Annotated in this window: 1 protein-coding gene; it reads left to right on the top strand. The window is 77.6% G+C overall.

Annotated elements, in window-relative coordinates; genetic code table 11:
* The first annotated feature begins 114 nt into the window (after positions 1-114).
* On the top strand, positions 115-18,909 hold the full coding sequence (locus ACFV8H_RS13890; RefSeq protein WP_380399396.1) for a non-ribosomal peptide synthase/polyketide synthase: 18,795 nt from the start codon (positions 115-117) through the stop codon (positions 18,907-18,909).
* The last annotated feature ends 6 nt before the right edge of the window (positions 18,910-18,915 follow it).

The raw sequence follows: 18,915 nt of genomic DNA, 5'->3' as shown, positions 1-18,915 counted from the left end.
GGCCGTGCACCCCCACGCTCGCGTACCGCCGCAGCACTGTTCCCGCAGCACCGAGGGCCGGCCTCCGCCCGGGTGCCCGCGCAGCCTCCTCCCCGTCCGGAAGGACCTCCCGCCATGGCCGAGTGGCCCGCCCAGCCCGTGCGTCCGTCCGCCCCGCCGTCGGCCCGCGACACCGCCGGGGCGCCGGACGGCGTCACCGACCCGCGCCCGGCGGGCCGCACCCTCGACGAGCTGTTCGCCGCCCGGGTGGCCGAGGCGCCGCACGCGCCGGCGCTGACCGACGGCTCGCGCACCTGGAGCTACCGGGAGCTGTCCGACCGGGTCGACCGGCTGGCCCGCGCGCTGAGACGGCGCGGCGCGGGCACGGACCGCACGGTGGCGCTGGTGCTGCCGCGCTCGATGGAACTGGTCGCCGCCGAGCTGGCCGTCGCCCGCTGCGGCGCCGCCTTCCTGCCGGTGGACCCGGGCTACCCGGCCGAGCGGCGGGCGCTGATGCTCGCCGACGCCGTGCCCGCCGTGGTGCTGGACGACCCGGACCGGGTCGCCGCGGCGCTGGAGGCGGAGGTGGAGGGAGCTGCGGAAGCAGAGAGAGAAGCCGGAGCCGCCGGGCCCGGCACCGACCACGCGGCGTACGTCATCTACACCTCGGGCTCCACCGGGACCCCCAAGGGCGTGGTGGTCACCCACCGGGGCATCGCCGGGTTCACCGCCGCGGCCGTCGAGCGCTACGCGGTGCGCCCCGGCGACCGGGTGCTGCAGTTCTCCTCGCCCAGCTTCGACGCCTCCGTGCTGGAACTGTTCATCTCCGTCCTGGCCGGTGCCACCCTGGTCGTCCCGCCGGACGGCCCCTGGCTGGGCGCGGAGCTCGCCGCGGTGCTGGACGAGCACCGGATCACCCACGCGCTCGTCCCGCCCGCCGCCCTGGCCACCGTGCCCGCCGGGGCCGGGCGCCACCTGCGCACCCTGATCGTCGGCGCCGAGGCCTGCCCCGCCGAACTGGTCGACCGCTGGGCGCCCGGCCGCCGCATGATCAACTCCTACGGCCCGACCGAGGCCACCATCGTCGCCACCTGGACCGGCCCGCTCGCCGCCGGCAGCGGCACCCCGAGCATCGGCGCGGCGCTCCCGCACGCCCGGGCGTACGTGCTCGACGAGCGGATGCGCCCCCGGCCGGCCGGGACCAACGGCGAGCTGTACCTCGGCGGCGAGGGCGTGGCCCGCGGCTACCTGGGCCGCCCCGGCCTGACCGCCGCGCGTTTCCTGCCCGACCCCTTCGGGCCGCCCGGCGCCCGGCTCTACCGCACCGGCGACCGCGCCCGGTGGACCGCCGACGGACAGCTGGAGTTCCTCGGCCGGCTCGACCGGCAGGTGAAGGTCCGCGGCTTCCGGATCGAACCGGGCGAGATCGAGGCCGCGCTGCGCGCCCACCCGGCCGTCGACCAGGCCGTCGTGGTGGTCCGGGAGGACGAGCCGGGCCGTACCCGGCTGGTCGGCTACGCCACCCCCGCCGACCCGCAGCACGCCCCCGACCCGGCCGACCTGCGGTCCGCGCTGGCCGCCGCCCTGCCGGCCCACCTGGTGCCCTCCGCCGTCGTCGTCCTGCCCGCCCTGCCGCTCACCCCGCAGCTCAAGGTCGACCAGCGCGCCCTGCCCGCCCCCGCCCGCCCCGACACCGCCGAACCGCTCGCCCCGCGCACCGGCCGGGAACGCGCCCTCGCCGCCATCTGGGCGGAGGCCCTCGGCCTCGACACGGTCGGCGTCGGCGAGGACTTCTTCGAGCTGGGCGGCGACTCGATCCTCGCCGCCCGCACCCTGGCCCGGATCGCCGAGCGGCTCGGCGCCCGGCTCACCCTCCGGGACGTCTTCACCGCCCGCACCGTCGCCGCCCTGGCCCCGCTGCTGGACGACCGGCCGGCGGACGCGGCGCCGGAGCCGATCCCGCCCGCCCCGCGCGGCGGTCCGCTGCCCGCCTCCAGCGCCCAGCGCCGGCTCTGGTTCCTCGACGACCTCGACGCCGGCGGCACCGAGTACAACACCGGCGCGGCGCTGCGGCTGCGCGGGGTGCCCGACGTCGAGGCGCTGCGCCGCGCCCTGCACCGGCTGGCCGGCCGCCACGACGCGCTGCGCACCACCTTCGCCACCCTCGACGGCCGGCTCGTCCAGCACGTCGCCCGGACGGCCGAACTGCCGCTGCGCACCGCCGACCTGGCCGCGCTGCCCGCCGAGGAGCGCGCGGCGGCCGCCGAACGGCTGCTGACCGAGGAGCTCGGCCGCCCGTACGACCTGGCGCAGGGCCCGCTCACCCGGGCGCTGCTGGTCCGGCTCGCCGCCGAGGACCACCTGCTGCTGCTCGGCCAGCACCACATCGTCACCGACGGCCGCTCGGTCGCCGTGCTCACCCGCGACCTCGCCGCGCTCTACCGGGCCGAGGCCACCGGCGCACCGGACGGGCTGCCCGAACCCGCCCTCCAGTACCCCGACTTCGCGCACTGGGAGCAGCACCGCCGGGGCGCGGACCCGACCGCCGACCTCGCCCACTGGAAGCGCTGCCTGGCGGACCTCCAGCCGCTCCAACTGCCCACCGACCGGCCCCGGCCCGCGCTGCGCGGCACCGCCGGGGCGGCGCACCGCCACCACCTCCCGGCCGAACTGGTGGCCCGGCTGCGGAACCTCGCGACGGGCCGCGGCACCACCCCGTTCACCCTGTTCGCCGGGGCGTCCGCGCTGCTGTTCTCGCGCTACTCCGGTCAGCGGGACGTCGCCTTCGGGACCGTCACCACCGGGCGCGACCGGCGGGAGCTGGAGGACGTCACCGGCTTCTTCGTCAACACCGTGGTGCTGCGCGCCGACGTGGACGGCAAGGCCACCGTCGACCGGTACGTGGAGGACCTGCGCGCCGTGCTGCTGGACGCCTTCGCGCACGCCGCCGCGCCGTTCGACCGGGTGGTCGAGGAACTCGCCCCGCCCCGGGACCCGAGCCGGACCCCGCTGGTGCAGGTGCTGGTCGTCCAGCAGAGCCCCACCGCCCCGGCCACCGCCGGCGGCCTGCGCTTCGCCGACCACCCGCTGCCCCGCCCGGCGGCCCGGTTCGACCTGGTGCTGGAGTTCACCCCCGACGGGGCCGGCGGCTGCACGCTGACCGTCGAGTACAACACCGACCTGTACGACGGGCGCACGGTGGCCCGGATGAGCCGGCACCTGCACCGCCTGCTGGCCGGCATGGCGGACGGCCCGCAGCGCGTCCTCGACGAACTGCCGATGCTCTCCGAGGAGGAGCAGCGCACCCTGCTCGACTCCTGGAACCCGCCGGCCACCGGCCGGGCCGGGGCACCGGGCGCCGTCCTGCCCGCCCTGTTCGAGGCGCGGGCCGCCGAGGCCCCCGGGCGGACCGCCGTGGTGCACGGACCGGTGCGGCTGGACTACGCGGAGGTCAACCGGCGCGCCAACCGGCTCGCCCGGCTGCTGGTCTCCCGGGGCGCGGGCCCGGAGCGGCTGGTCGCGCTCTGCCTGCCGCGCACGGCCGAACTGCCGGCGGCGGTGTGGGCGGTGCTGAAATCCGGTGCGGCGTACCTGCCGGTGGACCCGGCGTACCCGGCCGAGCGGATCCGGCTGCTGCTGGCGGACGCCCGGCCCGCGCTGGTCCTCGCCACCCGGGAGACGGCGGCCGCGCTGCCCGGGGGGTGCCCGGTGCTGCTGCTGGAGGACTGCGCCGCTGCTCCCGGGGTCGACAGCTCAGGGGCTGACGCGTCAGGGGTTGACGCCTCAGGGGTTGACGCCGACCTGACCGACGCCGACCGGCTCGGCCCGCTGCTGCCGGACCACCCCGCGTACGTCATCCACACCTCCGGCTCGACCGGCCGCCCCAAGGGCGTCGTGGTCACCCACCGCAGCGTCGCCGCACTCGCGGACTGGGCGGCGGAGCGGTTCGGGGCCGACGGGCTGGCGCACGTGGTCGCCGCGACCTCGCTCAACTTCGACGTCTCGGTCTTCGAACTGCTCTGCCCGCTGCTGGTGGGCGGATCCGTCGAGGTGGTCGCCGACCTCACCGTCCTCGCCGACGCCGGAGCCGGACCCGACGGTTCTCGACCGCGCCCGGTCGGCCTGCTCAGCGGCGTGCCCTCGGCGCTCTCCCGGCTGATTGCCGGGGGCGCCGCCCCGGTCGACCCGGACACCGTGGTGCTGGCCGGGGAGGCGCTCTCCGCCCGCGCGGTGCGCGACCTGCGGCGGGCCCTGCCCGGCAGCGCCGTCGCCAACCTCTACGGCCCCACCGAGGCCACCGTCTACGCCACCGCCTGGTTCGCCGGTGACCGGCTGCCGGACCGGGCGCCGCCGATCGGCCGCCCGCTGGGACTGACCAGGGCGTACGTCCTGGACGCCGGGCTGCGCCCGCAACCCCCGGGAGTGGTCGGCGAGTTGTACCTCGGCGGGGGCGGCCTGGCCCGCGGCTACCTGGGGCGCGGCGGGCTGACCGCGGCCCGCTTCGTGGCCGACCCGTACGGCGGGCCCGGGGCGCGGATGTACCGCACCGGGGACCTGGTGCGGTGGAACGCCGACGGGGACCTGGAGTACCTCGGCCGGATCGACCAGCAGGTCAAGGTCCGCGGCTTCCGGATCGAACTGGGCGAGGTGGAGGAGGCGCTGCGGCGCTGCCCCGGCGTGGTCGAGGCGGCCGCCGCCGTCGCGGAGAGCGGCGGCCACCGGCGCCTGGTCGGCTACGCGGTGCCGGGCCCGGCGGGCGGGGTGGAGCCCGAGGCGGTGCGGCGCGCGCTCGCGCTGACCCTGCCGGACCACCTGGTGCCCGCGGCCGTCGTCCTGCTGCCCGCGCTGCCGCTCAACCCCAACGGGAAGCTCGACCGAGGCCGGCTGCCCGACCCGGGGCCGCTCGCCCGGACCGTCCGCCACGTCGCCCCCCGCACCCCCTCCGAGCAGGCGCTCGCCGCCATCTGGACGGACGTGCTGCGGCTGGAGCGGGTCGGCGCGGACGACAACTTCTTCGACCTCGGCGGCGACTCCATCCTCGGCATCCAGGTGGTCGCCCGGGCCCGGCAGGAGGGCCTGCCGCTGACCTCCCGGGACCTCTACCGGCACCAGACCGTCGCCGCGCTGGCCCGCTGCGCGGACGCGGCCGAACGGCCCGCCGCCGTCGTCCCGGTGGCCGCCACCGGGACGGCGGTGCCGACCCCGATCCAGCGCTGGTGGCTGGAACGTTCCGCCGGGCGGGCCGGGCACTTCAACCAGGCGCTGTCGCTGCTGCTGCCCGCGGAGGTGGATCCGGCGGCGCTGGAGGAGGCGCTGAACGACCTGGTCGCGCACCACGACGCCCTGCGGTCCTCGTTCGTGACGACCGGTGGGGCGGAGGCCGTGCACTGGCGGGTCGAGGAGCGCACGCCCCGGCTCCGGCTCGGCCGGCACGCCGGGCCCGACGGTGACACCCCCCACTTCGGTCCTTTCGCGCTGCACGGCGCCGGGCACCGCCCGCTGCTGCGCGCCGTGCTGCACGACCGGGGCGCCGGGCGGCCGCCCGTGCTGCACCTCGCCGTCCACCACCTGGTGGTCGACGGGGTGTCCTGGCGGGTGCTGCTGGAGGACCTCGACACCGCCTACCGGGCCCGCCGCGCGGGCCGGGACGGCGCGGCCGCCCTGCCGCCGAAGTCCACCCCGCTGCGGCAGTGGGCCGAGCGGCTGGCCGGGTTCGCGGCCGCAGGAGGCTTCGAGGACGAGACGGAGTACTGGGCGCGCGCCCTCCCCGCGCCGTCCGCGCACGGCCAGGACCCCGAGCCCTTCCCGGCCGAGGACCGGACGGCCCCCGACGACTACGCCTCGGCCCGCTCGGTGACCGTACGGCTCGACCCCGCCGCCACCGCCGCCCTGCTGCGCACCCTGCCCGAGACCTACCGCACCCGGGCCAACGACGTGCTGCTGTCCGCCCTCGGACGGGCGCTGCGCGGGGCGGGCGGGCCGGCGCAGGTGCTGGTGGACGTGGAGGGGCACGGGCGCGAGGAGCTCTTCGCCGAGCTCGAACTCGGCCGCACCGTCGGCTGGTTCACCACCCGGCACCCGGTCGCGCTGGCCGTGCCGTCCGAGGCCGACTGGGACGCCGTGCTCAAGCAGGTCAAGGAGCAGCTGCGGGCCGTCCCCCGGCGCGGGCTCGGCTTCGACGCCCTGCGCCACCTGGGCCGCCCCGGCACGGCACCGGCCGCGCCCACCGCCCGGATCAGCTTCAACTACCTGGGCCGGATGGATGTTTCGGGCGGAGGTGGCAGCGGTGACGACCGTGCGGACGACGGGGCCGGGCTGCTGCGCGGCACCTTCCGCCCGCTGGAACTGGACGCCGACCCGGGGGTCGAGCGCCCGCACCCCCTGGAGATCGTCGGCCGACTCGTCGACGATGCACTGGAGTTCACCTTCCACTACGCCGAACCCCGGCACCGGAGGGCCACCGTCGAGGCGCTCGCCCGGCGCTACGCCGAGGAGCTCGCCGACCTCGCCCGCTTCGCGGTCGGCCCCGGTGCCGCCGGGCGGACCCCGTCCGACTTCCCGCTGGCCCGGCTCGACCAGGCGGCCGTGGACCGGATCACCGGCGAGGACCCGGGCGCGGTCGCGGACGTCCTCCCGCTGACGCCCACCCAGGCCGGCATGCTCTTCCACGACCTCGCGGACGACGGCGGCGGCGCCTACTTCCAGCAACTGGACTTCGTCCTGGACGGCGTGCCCGACCCCGGCCGGCTGGCCGCGGCCTGGCAGTGGGTCTCCGACCGCACCGAGGTGCTGCGCGCCCGGGTCCGCTGGCAGGACGTCCCCGAGCCGCTGCTGGTGGTGCACCGCAGGGCGGAGCTGCCGGTCACCGAACTGGACTGGCGCGAGGTCCCCGAGCCGGAGCGCGCCACGCGGCTGACCGACCTGCTGGACCGCGACCGGGCCCGCGGCCTCGACCTCGACCGGGCCCCGCTCCAGCGGCTGGCGCTGATCCGGCTCGGCGAGGACCGGGTGCGGGTGCTGTGGTCCTTCCACCACCTGGTGCTGGACGGCTGGAGCCTGTTCCAGGTGCTCACGGACGTCTTCGCCGCCCACGCCGCCCTGGCCCGGTCCGGCCCGGAGGGAGGCGCACTGTCCGGCACCGTCCCGCCCGGCACCGTCCCCGACCGCCGCCCCTACCGTGACTACCTCGCCTGGCTGGCCGGGCGCGACACCGCCGAGGCGGAGCGGCACTGGCGTACCCGGCTGGCCGGGGTCACCGAGCCGACCCCGCTGCCCTACGACCGCGAGCCGCGCGGCAGCCACCGCGCCGAGTCCAGCCGGGCCCTGCCGTTCACCCTGCCCGCCGCCGCGACCCGGGCCCTGGAGGAGCTGGCCCGCGGCGCCGGCCTGACCCTGAACACCCTGGTCCAGGGCGCCTGGGCGATCCTGCTCGGCCGCGGCGCGCACCGCGGCGACGTGCTGTTCGGCACCACCTCCTCGGGCCGCCCGCCCGAGCTGCCCGGGGTGGAGTCGATGACCGGGCTGTTCATCACCACCCTGCCCACCAGGACCGCGGTGCCCGCCGACGGCACCCTGCTGGACTGGCTGCGCGAGCTCCAGCGGGAGCAGAGCGAGGACCGCCGGCACGGCTTCCTGCCGCTCACCCGGCTCCGGGCGGCCACCGGACTCCCCGAGCAGGCCGCCCTGTTCGACAGCATCGTGGTCTTCGAGAACTACCCGGTCGACGACGGCGCGGCGGCCGCCCACGGCCTGCGGCTGCGCGAGCTGGACGGGATCGAGACCACCAACTACCCGCTCGCCCTGCTGGCCCACCCGGGGCCGGAGCTGTCCCTGCGGCTGTGCTACGACCCGCGGCTGTTCGACGCCGGCACGATCCGGCGCACCGCCCGGCAGCTCACCGCCCTGCTGGCCGCGCTGCCCGAGGGCGCCGACCGCCCGCCCGCGCGGATCCCGCTGCTGTCCGCGGGGGAGCGCCGGAAGGTCCTGGTCGACTGGAACGCCACCGCGGTCGAGCGGCCGGAGCGGGACGTCGCCGAGCTGTTCGCCGAGCAGGTGCGGCGGTCGCCCGGGGCGGTCGCCCTGGAGGCGGGCGAGGAGTGCCTGAGCTACCGCGAACTCGACGCCCGCGCGGCCGCCCTGGCCGCCCGGCTGGCGGCGCTCGGGGTCGGCCCGGAGCGTGCGGTCGGGGTCCTGATGGATCGTTCCGTCGCCCTGGTCGTCGCCCAGCTGGCGCTGGTCCGCACCGGCGGGGTGTACGTCCCGCTGGACGGCCGGGCCCCGCGCGAGCGGCTGCACGGGATGCTCACCGCGGCCGGTGCGGACCTGCTGCTCACCGACGCCGACCGGGCCGGCACCGCGGCCGGACTGCGCCCGGACGAGCGGGTGCTGCTGGTCGACGGCGGCCCCGCCGGCCCGGAGCCGGAGCGCTTCGAGCCGGCGCCCGTCCACCCCGACCACCTCCAGTACCTGATGTTCACCTCCGGCTCCACCGGCACCCCCAAGGGCGTCGCGGTGCGCCGCCGGGACGTCGCCGCGCTCGCCCTGGACGGCGCCTTCGCCGGGCACGACCGGGTGCTGGTGCACTCCCCGCACGCCTTCGACGCCTCCACCTACGAGCTGTGGGTGCCGCTGCTGCGCGGCGGCACCGCCGTCCTGGCCCCACCCGGGGACGTGGACGCCGCCGTGGTCCGCCGCGCCGTCACCGAGCAGGGCGTGCGCTGCCTGTTCCTGACCATCGGCCTGTTCCGGGTGCTCGCCCAGGAGGACCCGGGCTGCCTGCGCGGCGCCCGCGAGGTGTGGACCGGCGGCGAGGCGGTGCCGGGCGCCGCGGTGCGCCGGGTGCTGGAGGCCTGCCCCGGACTCACCGTGGTCGACGTCTACGGCCCGACCGAGACCACCACCTTCGCCACCCGCCGGGCCTTCCGCACCGGCGACCCGCTGCCCGCCGTACTGCCGATCGGCCGCCCGCTGGACAACACCCGGGCGTACGTCCTGGACGGCGCGCTCCAGCCGCAACCCCCGGGCACCACCGGCGAGTTGTACCTGGCCGGGGCCGGCCTCGCCCGGGGCTACACCGGCCGGCCGGGGGAGACCGCCGCCCGCTACCTCGCCGACCCGTACGGCCCGCCCGGCGGCCGGATGTACCGCACCGGGGACACCGTCCGCTGGAGCGAGGACGGCGACCTGGAGTTCGTCGGCCGCGCCGACGACCAGATCAAGATCCGCGGGTTCCGGATCGAACCCGCCGAGATCGAGGCCCGGCTGACCGCCCACCCGGCCGTCGCCGAGGCCGTGGTCGGCCTGCGCCAGGACGGCAACGGGCGCAAGCGGCTGGTCGCCCACCTGGTGCTCACCGACACCGTTGGGCACGCCGCGAACGCCGGACCCCCCACCGCCGCCGCCCTGCGCGCCCACCTGGCCGCCGAGCTGCCCGACTACATGCTGCCCACCGCCTTCGTCACGGTGCCCGCACTCCCGCTGACCGCCAACGGAAAGGTCGACCGCCGCCGGCTGCCCGCCCCCGACCGAGCCCCGGCCGACGGCGCCGCCCACCGCGCCCCGCGCACCGACGCCGAACGCGCCCTGGCCGGGATCTGGGCGGAGCTGCTCGGGGTCGAGCGGGTCGGCCTCGACGACGACTTCTTCCTGCTCGGCGGCGACTCCATCCTCAGCATCCAGGTGGTCTCCCGCGCCCGCGCCGCCGGCCTCGCGCTCTCCCCGCGCGACCTCTTCCGGCACCCCACCGTCGCCGCCCTGGCCGCGGCCGCCGGCACCGCCGTGACCGTGGTCGGCACCGAACCGGTCGGCGGCGAGGTCGGCCTGACCCCCATCCAGCACTGGTTCCTCGACGCCGCCCCGGCCGAGGCCCACCACTTCAACCAGTCCGTGGTGGTGGAGACGCCCGGCGCGGTCGACCAGGACGCCCTGCGCCGCGCCCTGGCCGCCCTCCGGGCGCACCACGACGCCCTGCGCTGCCGCTTCACCCCCGGCCCGGACGGCACCTGGCAGCAGCACTGCGAACCCGCCGACGCCACCGCCCCCGCGCTGCTGACGGTCCACCACCGGGACGAGGAGGCGGCCGTGACCGCGGCCGCCCAGGCCGGCTTCCGGCTGGACACCGGCCCGCTGCTCACCGCCCGGCTGTTCCGGCCCGGCACCACCGGCCCGGCCCGGCTGCTGCTCGTCGTCCACCACCTGGTGGTCGACGGCGTCTCCTGGCGGGTGCTGCTGGAGGACCTGGAGACCGCCTACCGGCAGGCCGTCGAGGGCCGCCCGCTGCGGCTGCCCGCCCGCACCACCTCCGTCCGGGAATGGGCCCGCCTGCTGCGCGCCCGTGCCGAGGCCGGCGGCTTCGCCGGGCAGCGCGCCCACTGGGCCGAGGCCGCCCGGGCCTGCGCCGCCCCGCTGCCGGTGGACGGCGAGGGCGCCGACACCGCCGCCGAACTGCGCTCGGTGACCGTCCGGTTGGACCGCGACCGCACCGACCGACTGCTGCGCCAGGTGCCCGCCGTGTACCGCACCCGGATCGACGACGTGCTGCTCACCGCGCTCGGCCGGGCGCTGGCGGACTGGACCGGTCGGCGCACGGTGGCGATCGGCCTGGAGGGCCACGGCCGGGAGGACGGCCTGTTCGAGGGCGTCGACCTGTCCCGTACGGTCGGCTGGTTCACCTCGCTGTACCCCGTCGCCCTGGACGTCCCCGACGCCCCCGGCGGGGACTGGGGCGCCGCGCTCAAGTCCGTCAAGGAGCAGCTGCGCGCGGTGCCGGACCACGGCCTCGGCTACGGCGCGCTGCGCCACCTGGCGCCCGACGGCGGACTCGCCGACGCCCCCGCGCCCGGCATCAGCTTCAACTACCTCGGCCGCTTCGACTGGTCCGCCGAGGGCGCCGCCCTGGTGCGCGCCGTCCCCGGCGGCCTGGGCGGTTCGGAGGCACCCGGCACGGAGCGGCCCCACCTGCTGGACGTGGTCGCCCGGGTCGAGGGCGAGGAGCTGGAGATCGCCTGGTACTACGGCGCCGGCCGGCACCGCGCGGACACCGTCACCGCCCTCGCCGAGGCGATGCTGCGCGCGCTGGAGGGGATCCTCGCGCACTGCGCCGAACCGGGCGCCGGCGGGCGCACCCCCGCCGACTTCCCGCTGGCCCGGCTGGACCAGGCGGCGGTGGACCGGATCGTCGGGGACGGGCGCGAGGTCGCCGACGTCCTCCCGCTGACGCCGATGCAGGCGGGCATGCTGTTCCACAGCCTGCTGGAACCGGCCGGGCGCACCTACGTCAACCAGGTGCAGCTGGTGCTCACCGGGGTCACCGACCCGGGGGCGCTCGCCGAGGCCTGGCAGCGGACCGCGGACGCCAACCCGGTGCTGCGCACCCGGCTCAGCTGGCAGGACACCGCCGAGCCGGTCCAGGTCGTGCGGCGGCGGGCGGTCCTGCCGATCGCCCACCACGACTGGTCGGACCGGCCCGCCGAGCGGGTCGCCCGGGACACCGCCCGGCTGCTCGCCGCCGACCGGGAGGCCGGGATCGACCTGGCCACCGGGCCGCTGCTGCGGCTCTCCCTGGTCCGGCTGGGCGCCGACCGGGTGCGGGTGGTGTGGACCTTCCACCACGTGCTGCTCGACGGCTGGAGCGCGGCCCAGGTCTTCGACGAGGTCTGCGAGCGCTACGCCGCGCTGACCGAGGGCCGGCCGCCGCAGCTCGTCGAACGGGCCCCCTTCGCCGACCACCTGCGCTGGCTCGCCGCCCAGGACGGGGCGCGGGCCGAACGGTACTGGCGCGACACCCTGGCCGGCTTCCCCGCGCCCACCGAACTGCCCCGGGACCGGCGCCCCGCCGGGGCCCACCGGGCCAGCTCCTGTGCCAAGGTGCGGATCGGCCTCGGCGCCGAACTCTCCGAGCGGCTGCGCGACACCGCCCGGCAGGCCGGGCTGACCGTCAACACCGTCCTCCAGGGCGCCTGGGCGCTGCTGCTCTCCCGCTACGGCGGCGGGGACGACGTGGTGTTCGGCACCGTCGTCTCCGGGCGGCCCGCCGAACTCCCCGGCGTCACCTCGATGGTGGGGCTGTTCATCAACGCGCTGCCGACCCGGGCGCGGATCGACGAGCGCCGCCCGCTGCGGGAGTGGCTGCACGCGCTGCAGGGCGCCCAGTCGGAGGCCCGCCGGTACGACTCCGTCTCGCTGGCCCAGCTCCAGAACTGGAGCGAACTGCCCGGCGGGACAGCCCTGTTCGAGAGCATCGTGGTCTTCGAGAACTACCCCTTCGACGCCGGTGCGCTGAGCCGGCACGGCCTGGCGGTGGAGACCGAGAGCGTCCAGGAGCCGACCAGCTACCCGCTCAGCGTGGTGGTCGCCCCCGGCGATTCGGTCGTGATCGACCTCGACCACGACCCGGCCGCCTTCGACACCGCGACCGTCGAGGGCCTCGGGGCGAGCCTGCGCACGCTGCTGGCCGGGTTGGCGGCGGGCCTCGACCGGACCGCCGCCGAACTCCCGCTGCTGGCCCCGGAGTCGGGCCGCGAACTGGTCCGACGCCTCGGCGGCGCGGTGGTCGAGCCACCGGAGCGCACCCTGCCCGAGGCCTTCGCCCGGCAGGCCGCCCGCACCCCCGACGCCCCGGCCGTCCGCTCCGGCGGCACCGTGCTGAGCTACCGGGAGCTGGACGAGCGCTCCAACCGGCTGGCCCGGCTGCTGATCGCGGCCGGGGCCGGCCCCGAGCGCTTCGTCGCGCTCGCGCTGCCCCGCACCGCCGAGCTGGTGGTGGCCCTGCTGGCGGTGCTCAAGAGCGGCGCCGGCTACCTCCCGGTCGACCCCGGGTACCCGGCCGAGCGGATCGCCTACCTGTTCGAGGACGTCCGGCCCGAGGCCGTGATCACCGACTCCGGCGCCGGGCGGCGCCTGCCCGCGGGCGGGTTCACCCGGATCGTGCTCGACGACCCGGACTGCGCCGCCCGGCTCGCCGCCGCGCCCGCCGAGGCGCTGGACGTGCAGGAACGATCCGCCCCGCTGCTGCCCGGGCACCCGGCCTACGTCATCCACACCTCCGGCTCCACCGGCCGCCCCAAGGGCGTGGTGGTCGCCCAGGCCTCCGTGCTGGCCCTGACCGACTGGGCGGCCCGGGAGTTCACCGGCCGCGGCCTGGACCACGTACTGGCCGCCACCTCGCTCAACTTCGACGTCTCGGTGTTCGAGATCTTCTCGCCGCTGCTCGCCGGCGGCTGCGTGGAGCTCGTCCGGGACCTCCTCGCCCTCACCGAGGGCTCCGGGCCCCGGCGGGCCGGGCTGGTCAGCGCGGTGCCCTCCGCCCTCGGCGGACTGCTGGCCGGGAACGCCGTCCGGCTCACCGCCGACACCGTGGTGCTGGCCGGCGAGGCGCTGCCCGCCCGCACCGTACGCCTGGTCCGGGAGGCCGTCCCCGGCTGCCGGATCCTCAACGTCTACGGCCCCACCGAGGCCACCGTCTACGCCACCGCCGCCGACTGCGACCCCGCCGACCCGGCCGACCCCGCTGGCCCCGCTGGCCCGGCCGACCCCGCTGGCTCCGCCGACCCCGCCGACCCCGACCGCGACCCGCCGATCGGCCGCCCGGTCGGCGGCGCCCGGGCCTACGTGCTCGACGGGCGGCTGCGCCCGGTGCCGGTCGGCGCCCCCGGGGAGCTGTACCTGGCCGGCACCGGCGTGGCCCGCGGCTACCTGCGCCGCCCCGGCCTCACCGCCGCCCGCTTCCTGCCCGACCCCTTCGGCCCGCCCGGCGCCCGGATGTACCGCACCGGCGACCTGGTGCGCTGGGGCGCCGACGGCCGACTGCGCTACCTCGGCCGCGCCGACGACCAGGTCAAGGTGCGCGGCTTCCGGATCGAACTCGGCGAGCTGGACGCGGCGTGGGCCCGCCACCCGGTGGGGGCGGCGGCCGCCGCCCGGGTGGTCGAGCAGGACGGCCACAAGCGGCTGGTCGGCTACGCCGTCCCCCGCGACGGCCGGCTGCCCGACCCCGTCGAGTGGCGGGACTTCCTCGGCCGGAGCCTGCCCGACCACCTGGTGCCCGCCCTGGTGGTGCCGCTGGAGCGGCTGCCGCTCGGCGCCACCGGCAAGCTGGACCGGCGCGCCCTGCCCGTGCCGCAGTGGCACACCCCGGCCGACGCCGCCGCGCGGCCGCCCCGCACCGCCGCCGAACGCGCCCTCGCCGCGATCTGGTCCGAGGTCCTCGGCGTGCCCGAAGTCGGCGCCGACGACAACTACTTCGCCCTCGGCGGCGACTCCATCCTGGGCATCCGGATCGTCTCGGCCGCCCGCCGGGCCGGCCTCGCCCTGACCCCCCGCCACCTGTTCGCCCACCAGACCCTGGCCGAACTCGCCCGCGCCGCCGAGGAGTCGCCGAATCCGGGCAGCACCGCCGAACAGGGCCCGGTGACCGGCGACGCCCCGCTCACCCCCGTCCAGCACTGGCTGTTCGACACCCTCGACGGGGACCCGGCCCGGCTCACCCAGTCGCTCGCCTTCCGGCTCGCCCCCGACACCGACGAGCACCTGCTCCGGGCGGCGCTCGCCGCCGTCCTGGCGCAGCACGACGCGCTCCGGCTGCGCTACCGGCGCCGGCCGGACGGCGGGTGGCGGCAGTACGGCAGCGCGCCCGGGCCGGACCCGGAGCTGCGCACCCACCACCTGCCGGGCGCGGCGGAGTTCGAGGCGCTGCGCCGGGAGCTGACCGAGGGCTTCGACCTGGCCGCCGGACCACTGCTGCGCGCCGCCCTCTGCCACCTCGCCGACGAACCCCACCCCGTCCTGCTGCTGGCCGCGCACCACCTGGTGGTGGACGCGGTGTCCTGGCGGCTGATCCTGGAGGACCTGGACACTGCCCACCGCGCCCTGCGCGCCGGGCGGCGGCCCGACCTCGGCCCCAAGACCACCTCCTTCCGCGCCTGGGCCGAACGGCTCGCCGCACACACCGCCGCCGGCGGCTTCGACGGCGAACTCGCCCACTGGCAGCGCCCGGAGGGCGAGGCCGGGGCCGCCCTGCCGACCGACCTGGACGGCGCCGACACCGCCGCCGTCGAGGAGTCGCTGACCGTCGCCCTGGACGCCGAGCGGACCGCCCGACTGCTCCAGGACGTCCCCGCGGCCTACCGCACCCGGATCGACGACGTACTGCTCTGCGCCCTCGGCCGGGTACTGGCCCGCTGGACCGGACACGACCGGGTGACCGTCGCCCTGGAGGGCCACGGCCGGGCGGAACTCCTCGACGGCGTCGACCTCTCCCGCACCGTCGGCTGGTTCACCACGATGTACCCCGTCACCCTGGACGTCCCCCGGGCCGCCGACACCGGCACCGTGCTCAAGGCCGTCAAGGAGAACCTGCGCGCCGTCCCGCACGGCGGCCTCGGCCACGGCGCCCTGCGCCACCTGCGCAAGGCCCCCGGCCTCGCCGGAACCCCGCAGCTCGGCTTCAACTACCTGGGCCGGCAGGACTGGAAGCCCGCCCCCGGCGGCCTGCTGCACTCCCCGTACGGCGCGCTCACCGGCGGGCTCGACCGCACCGCCCGGCGCCCCCACCTGCTCGACGTGCTCGGCCGGGTGGCGGACGGGCGGCTGGAGTTCACCTGGTCCTACTCCCGCGAACGGCACCACCGGGCCACCGTCGACCGGCTCGCCGCCGAACTGCTCGACGAACTGCGGGAGATCGTCCGCCACTGCGCCGAACCCGGCGCCGGCGGCCGCACCCCGTCCGACTTCCCGCTCGCCCCGCTGGACCAGGCCGCCGTCGACCGGCTGGTCGGCACCGGACGGGAGGTGACCGGGATCCAGCCGCTCACCCCCACCCAGACCGGCATGGTGCTGCACGGCCTGGACGAGGCCGAACACGGCCTGTACGTCGAGCAGCTCACCTTCGTGCTGGACGGCGCCCGCGACCCGGAGCCGCTGGCCGCCGCCTGGCAGCAGGTGGTCGACCGCACGCCCGTGCTGCGCACCGCCGTCGCCCTCCACGACGTGCCCGTCCCGCTGCAACTGGTGCACCGGCACGCCACCCTGCCGGTCACCCGGCACGACTGGAGCGGGCACACCGAGCGCGAGCGCACCCGGCGGCTGGAGGCGCTGCTCGCCGACCGGCGCTCCCGCCCGATGGCGCTGGACCGCGCCCCGCTGCTCCGGCTCGACCTGGTCCGGCTCGGGCCGGACAGCATCCGGGTGGTGTGGACCTTCCACCACGTGCTGCTGGACGGCTGGAGCGTCTTCCACGTGCTCGCCGACGTGCTGGCCGCGCACGCCGCACTCCTCGCCGGGCGGGCGCCGGAGCTGCCCGAACGCCGCCCCTTCGCGGACTACGTGAGCTGGCTCGCGGCCCGCGACACCGGCGCCGCCGCCGAGCACTGGCGCGCCGCCCTGGCGGGCCTCACCGCGCCCACCGCCCTGCCCTACCACCGCAGGCCCGCCCCCGGCGACACCGCCCGCTCCGGGCAGTGGCTCTCGCACCGGCTGACCGCGGCCGACACGGCGCTGCTCCAGGCCTTCGCCCGCCGCCACCGGCTCACCCTCAACACCCTGGTGCAGGGCGCCTGGGCACTGCTGCTCGCCCACCGCAGCGGCGACGCCCGGGTGTGCTTCGGCACCACCGTCTCCGGGCGCCCCGCCGACCTGGCCGGCGCGGACGACATCGTCGGCCTGTTCATCACCACGCTGCCCGCGCTGGTCACCGTGGACGGCACCCGGCCCTGCGCCGACTGGCTGCGCGGCCTCCAGGAGGAGCGGGCCGAGGACCGCCGGTTCGAGCACCTGCCGCTCGCCGCGATCCGGGCGCTGAGCGAACTCCCGCCCGGCACCCCGCTGTTCGACAGCCTGGTGGTGCTGGAGAACTACCCCGTCAGCGCGGCCTCGGCCGGCGCCCACGGGCTGCGGATCCGCGACCTGGACGCCCGGGAGGCCACCAACTACCCGCTCACCGTGGTCGTCTCGCCGGGCGAGCGGCTCGCCGTGGAGCTCGGCCACGACCCCCGCCACCTCGACCGCGCGACCGCCGAGAGCCTGGCCGACCAACTGCTGCACATCCTCACCGCGCTGGCCGGCGGCGACGGCGCCGCCAGGCTGGACGACCTCGACCTGCTGCCGCCCCGGGAACGGCGGAGGCTGCTGCACGGACCGGCCCGCCCGGCCCTCGACCCGGTTACCCCGGCCACCCTGCCCGCCCTGGTCGAGGCCGCCGTCGACCGCCGGCCGGACGCGGTGGCCCTGAGCGCCGACGGCTCGGAGCTGACCTACGCCCAACTGGAGGCCCACGCCAACCGGTTGGCGCACCGGCTGATCGCCCGCGGCGCCGGCCCCGGCACCCTGGTCGCCCTGCTGCTGCCGCGCTCGGCGGACATGCTGCTCGCCGAACTCGCCGTCGCCAAGACCGGTGCCGCCTTCCTCCCCGTCGACCCCGCCTACCCGGACGAGCGGGTGGAGGCGATGCTGCGCGACGCGGCCCCCGCGCTGACCCTGGACGCCAAGGAGACCGCCGCCCTGCTCGCCGCCGGACCGGACGGCGGCCCCGAGCACCGCCCCACCGACACCGACCGGACCCGCCCGCTCGACCTCGACGACCCCGCCTACGTCATCTACACCTCCGGCTCCACCGGCACCCCCAAGGGCGTCGTGCTCACCCACCGCGGCCTGGCCGCCTTCGCCGCCGCCGAGGCCGCCCACTACCGGATCGCCCCCGGCGACCGGGTGCTGGCCTTCGCCACCCCCAGTTTCGACGCCTCCGTGCTGGAACTCTGCCTGGCCCTGCCGCACGGCGCCCGCCTGGTGGTGCCCGCCCCCGGGCCGCTGCTCGGCGACCGGCTCGCCGGCCTGCTGCGCGCCGAGCGGATCACCCACACCCTGCTGCCGCCCGCCGCCCTGGCCACCCTGCCCGCCGACACCCCCGGGACCCTGCCGGACCTCAGGACCCTGATCGTCGGCGCCGAGGCCTGCGGCCCCGAGCTGGTCGCCCGCTGGGCCCCGCACCACCGCATGGTCAACTCCTACGGCCCGACCGAGGCCACCGTGGTCGCCACCTGGTCCGCGCCGCTGACGGCGGACGGCGCCGCACCGCCGATCGGCCGCCCGCTGCCCGGCACCGGCGCCCGCGTCCTGGACGCCCGGCTGCGGCCGGTGCCCGACGGCACGCCGGGCGAACTGTGGCTGAGCGGGCCCGGGTTGGCCCGCGGCTACCTCGGCCGGCCCGGACTGACCGCCGCCCGGTTCACCGCCGACCCGTACGGACCGCCCGGCAGCCGGATGTACCGCACCGGCGACCTGGTGCGCCGCGACCACCGGGGCGAACTGCACTTCCTGGGCCGCACCGACCACCAGCTCAAGCTGCGCGGCCACCGGATCGAGGCGGGCGAGGTCGAGGCCGTCCTGGTACGCCACCCCGCGGTGCTGGACGCGGTGGTGAGCGTCCGCGAGGACGAGCCCGGACTGCCCCGGCTGGTCGCCCACCTGCTCGCTGCGCCCGGTGCCGAGCCGCCCACCGGCGCCGAACTGCGGGCGCTGGCCGCCCGCTCGCTGCCCGGCCACATGGTCCCCACCGCCTTCGCCGTCCTCGACCGCTTCCCGCTCACCCCCGGCGGCAAGACCGACCGCGCCGCGCTGCCCGCACCCCGGCCGGTCGAACCGGGCCCCGCCGAGCGGGTGGCACCCCGCACGCCCACCGAGGAGGCGGTCGCCGCGATCTGGGCCGACACCCTGGGCACCGCCGTCGGCGTCACCGACGACTTCTTCCTGCTCGGCGGCGACTCCGTGCGGGCTCTGCTGATCGCCTCCCGCGCCAACGATGCCTTCGGCGTCACGCTCACCCCCCGCGACGTGCTGGTCTCCCGCACCGTGGCCGACCTGGCCGACCTGGTGGAGGACCAGGTGCTGAGCGAACTCGAAGCCGCCGCGTCCGGCGGCCCCGACGATGACGAACGGTGAGGATCC

Source organism: Kitasatospora sp. NPDC059827 (assembly GCF_042731675.1).
Lineage (GTDB): Bacteria > Actinomycetota > Actinomycetes > Streptomycetales > Streptomycetaceae > Kitasatospora.
The sequence above is the reverse complement of the archived record's forward strand: the minus strand, read 5'-3'. Positions and strand labels throughout refer to the sequence as shown.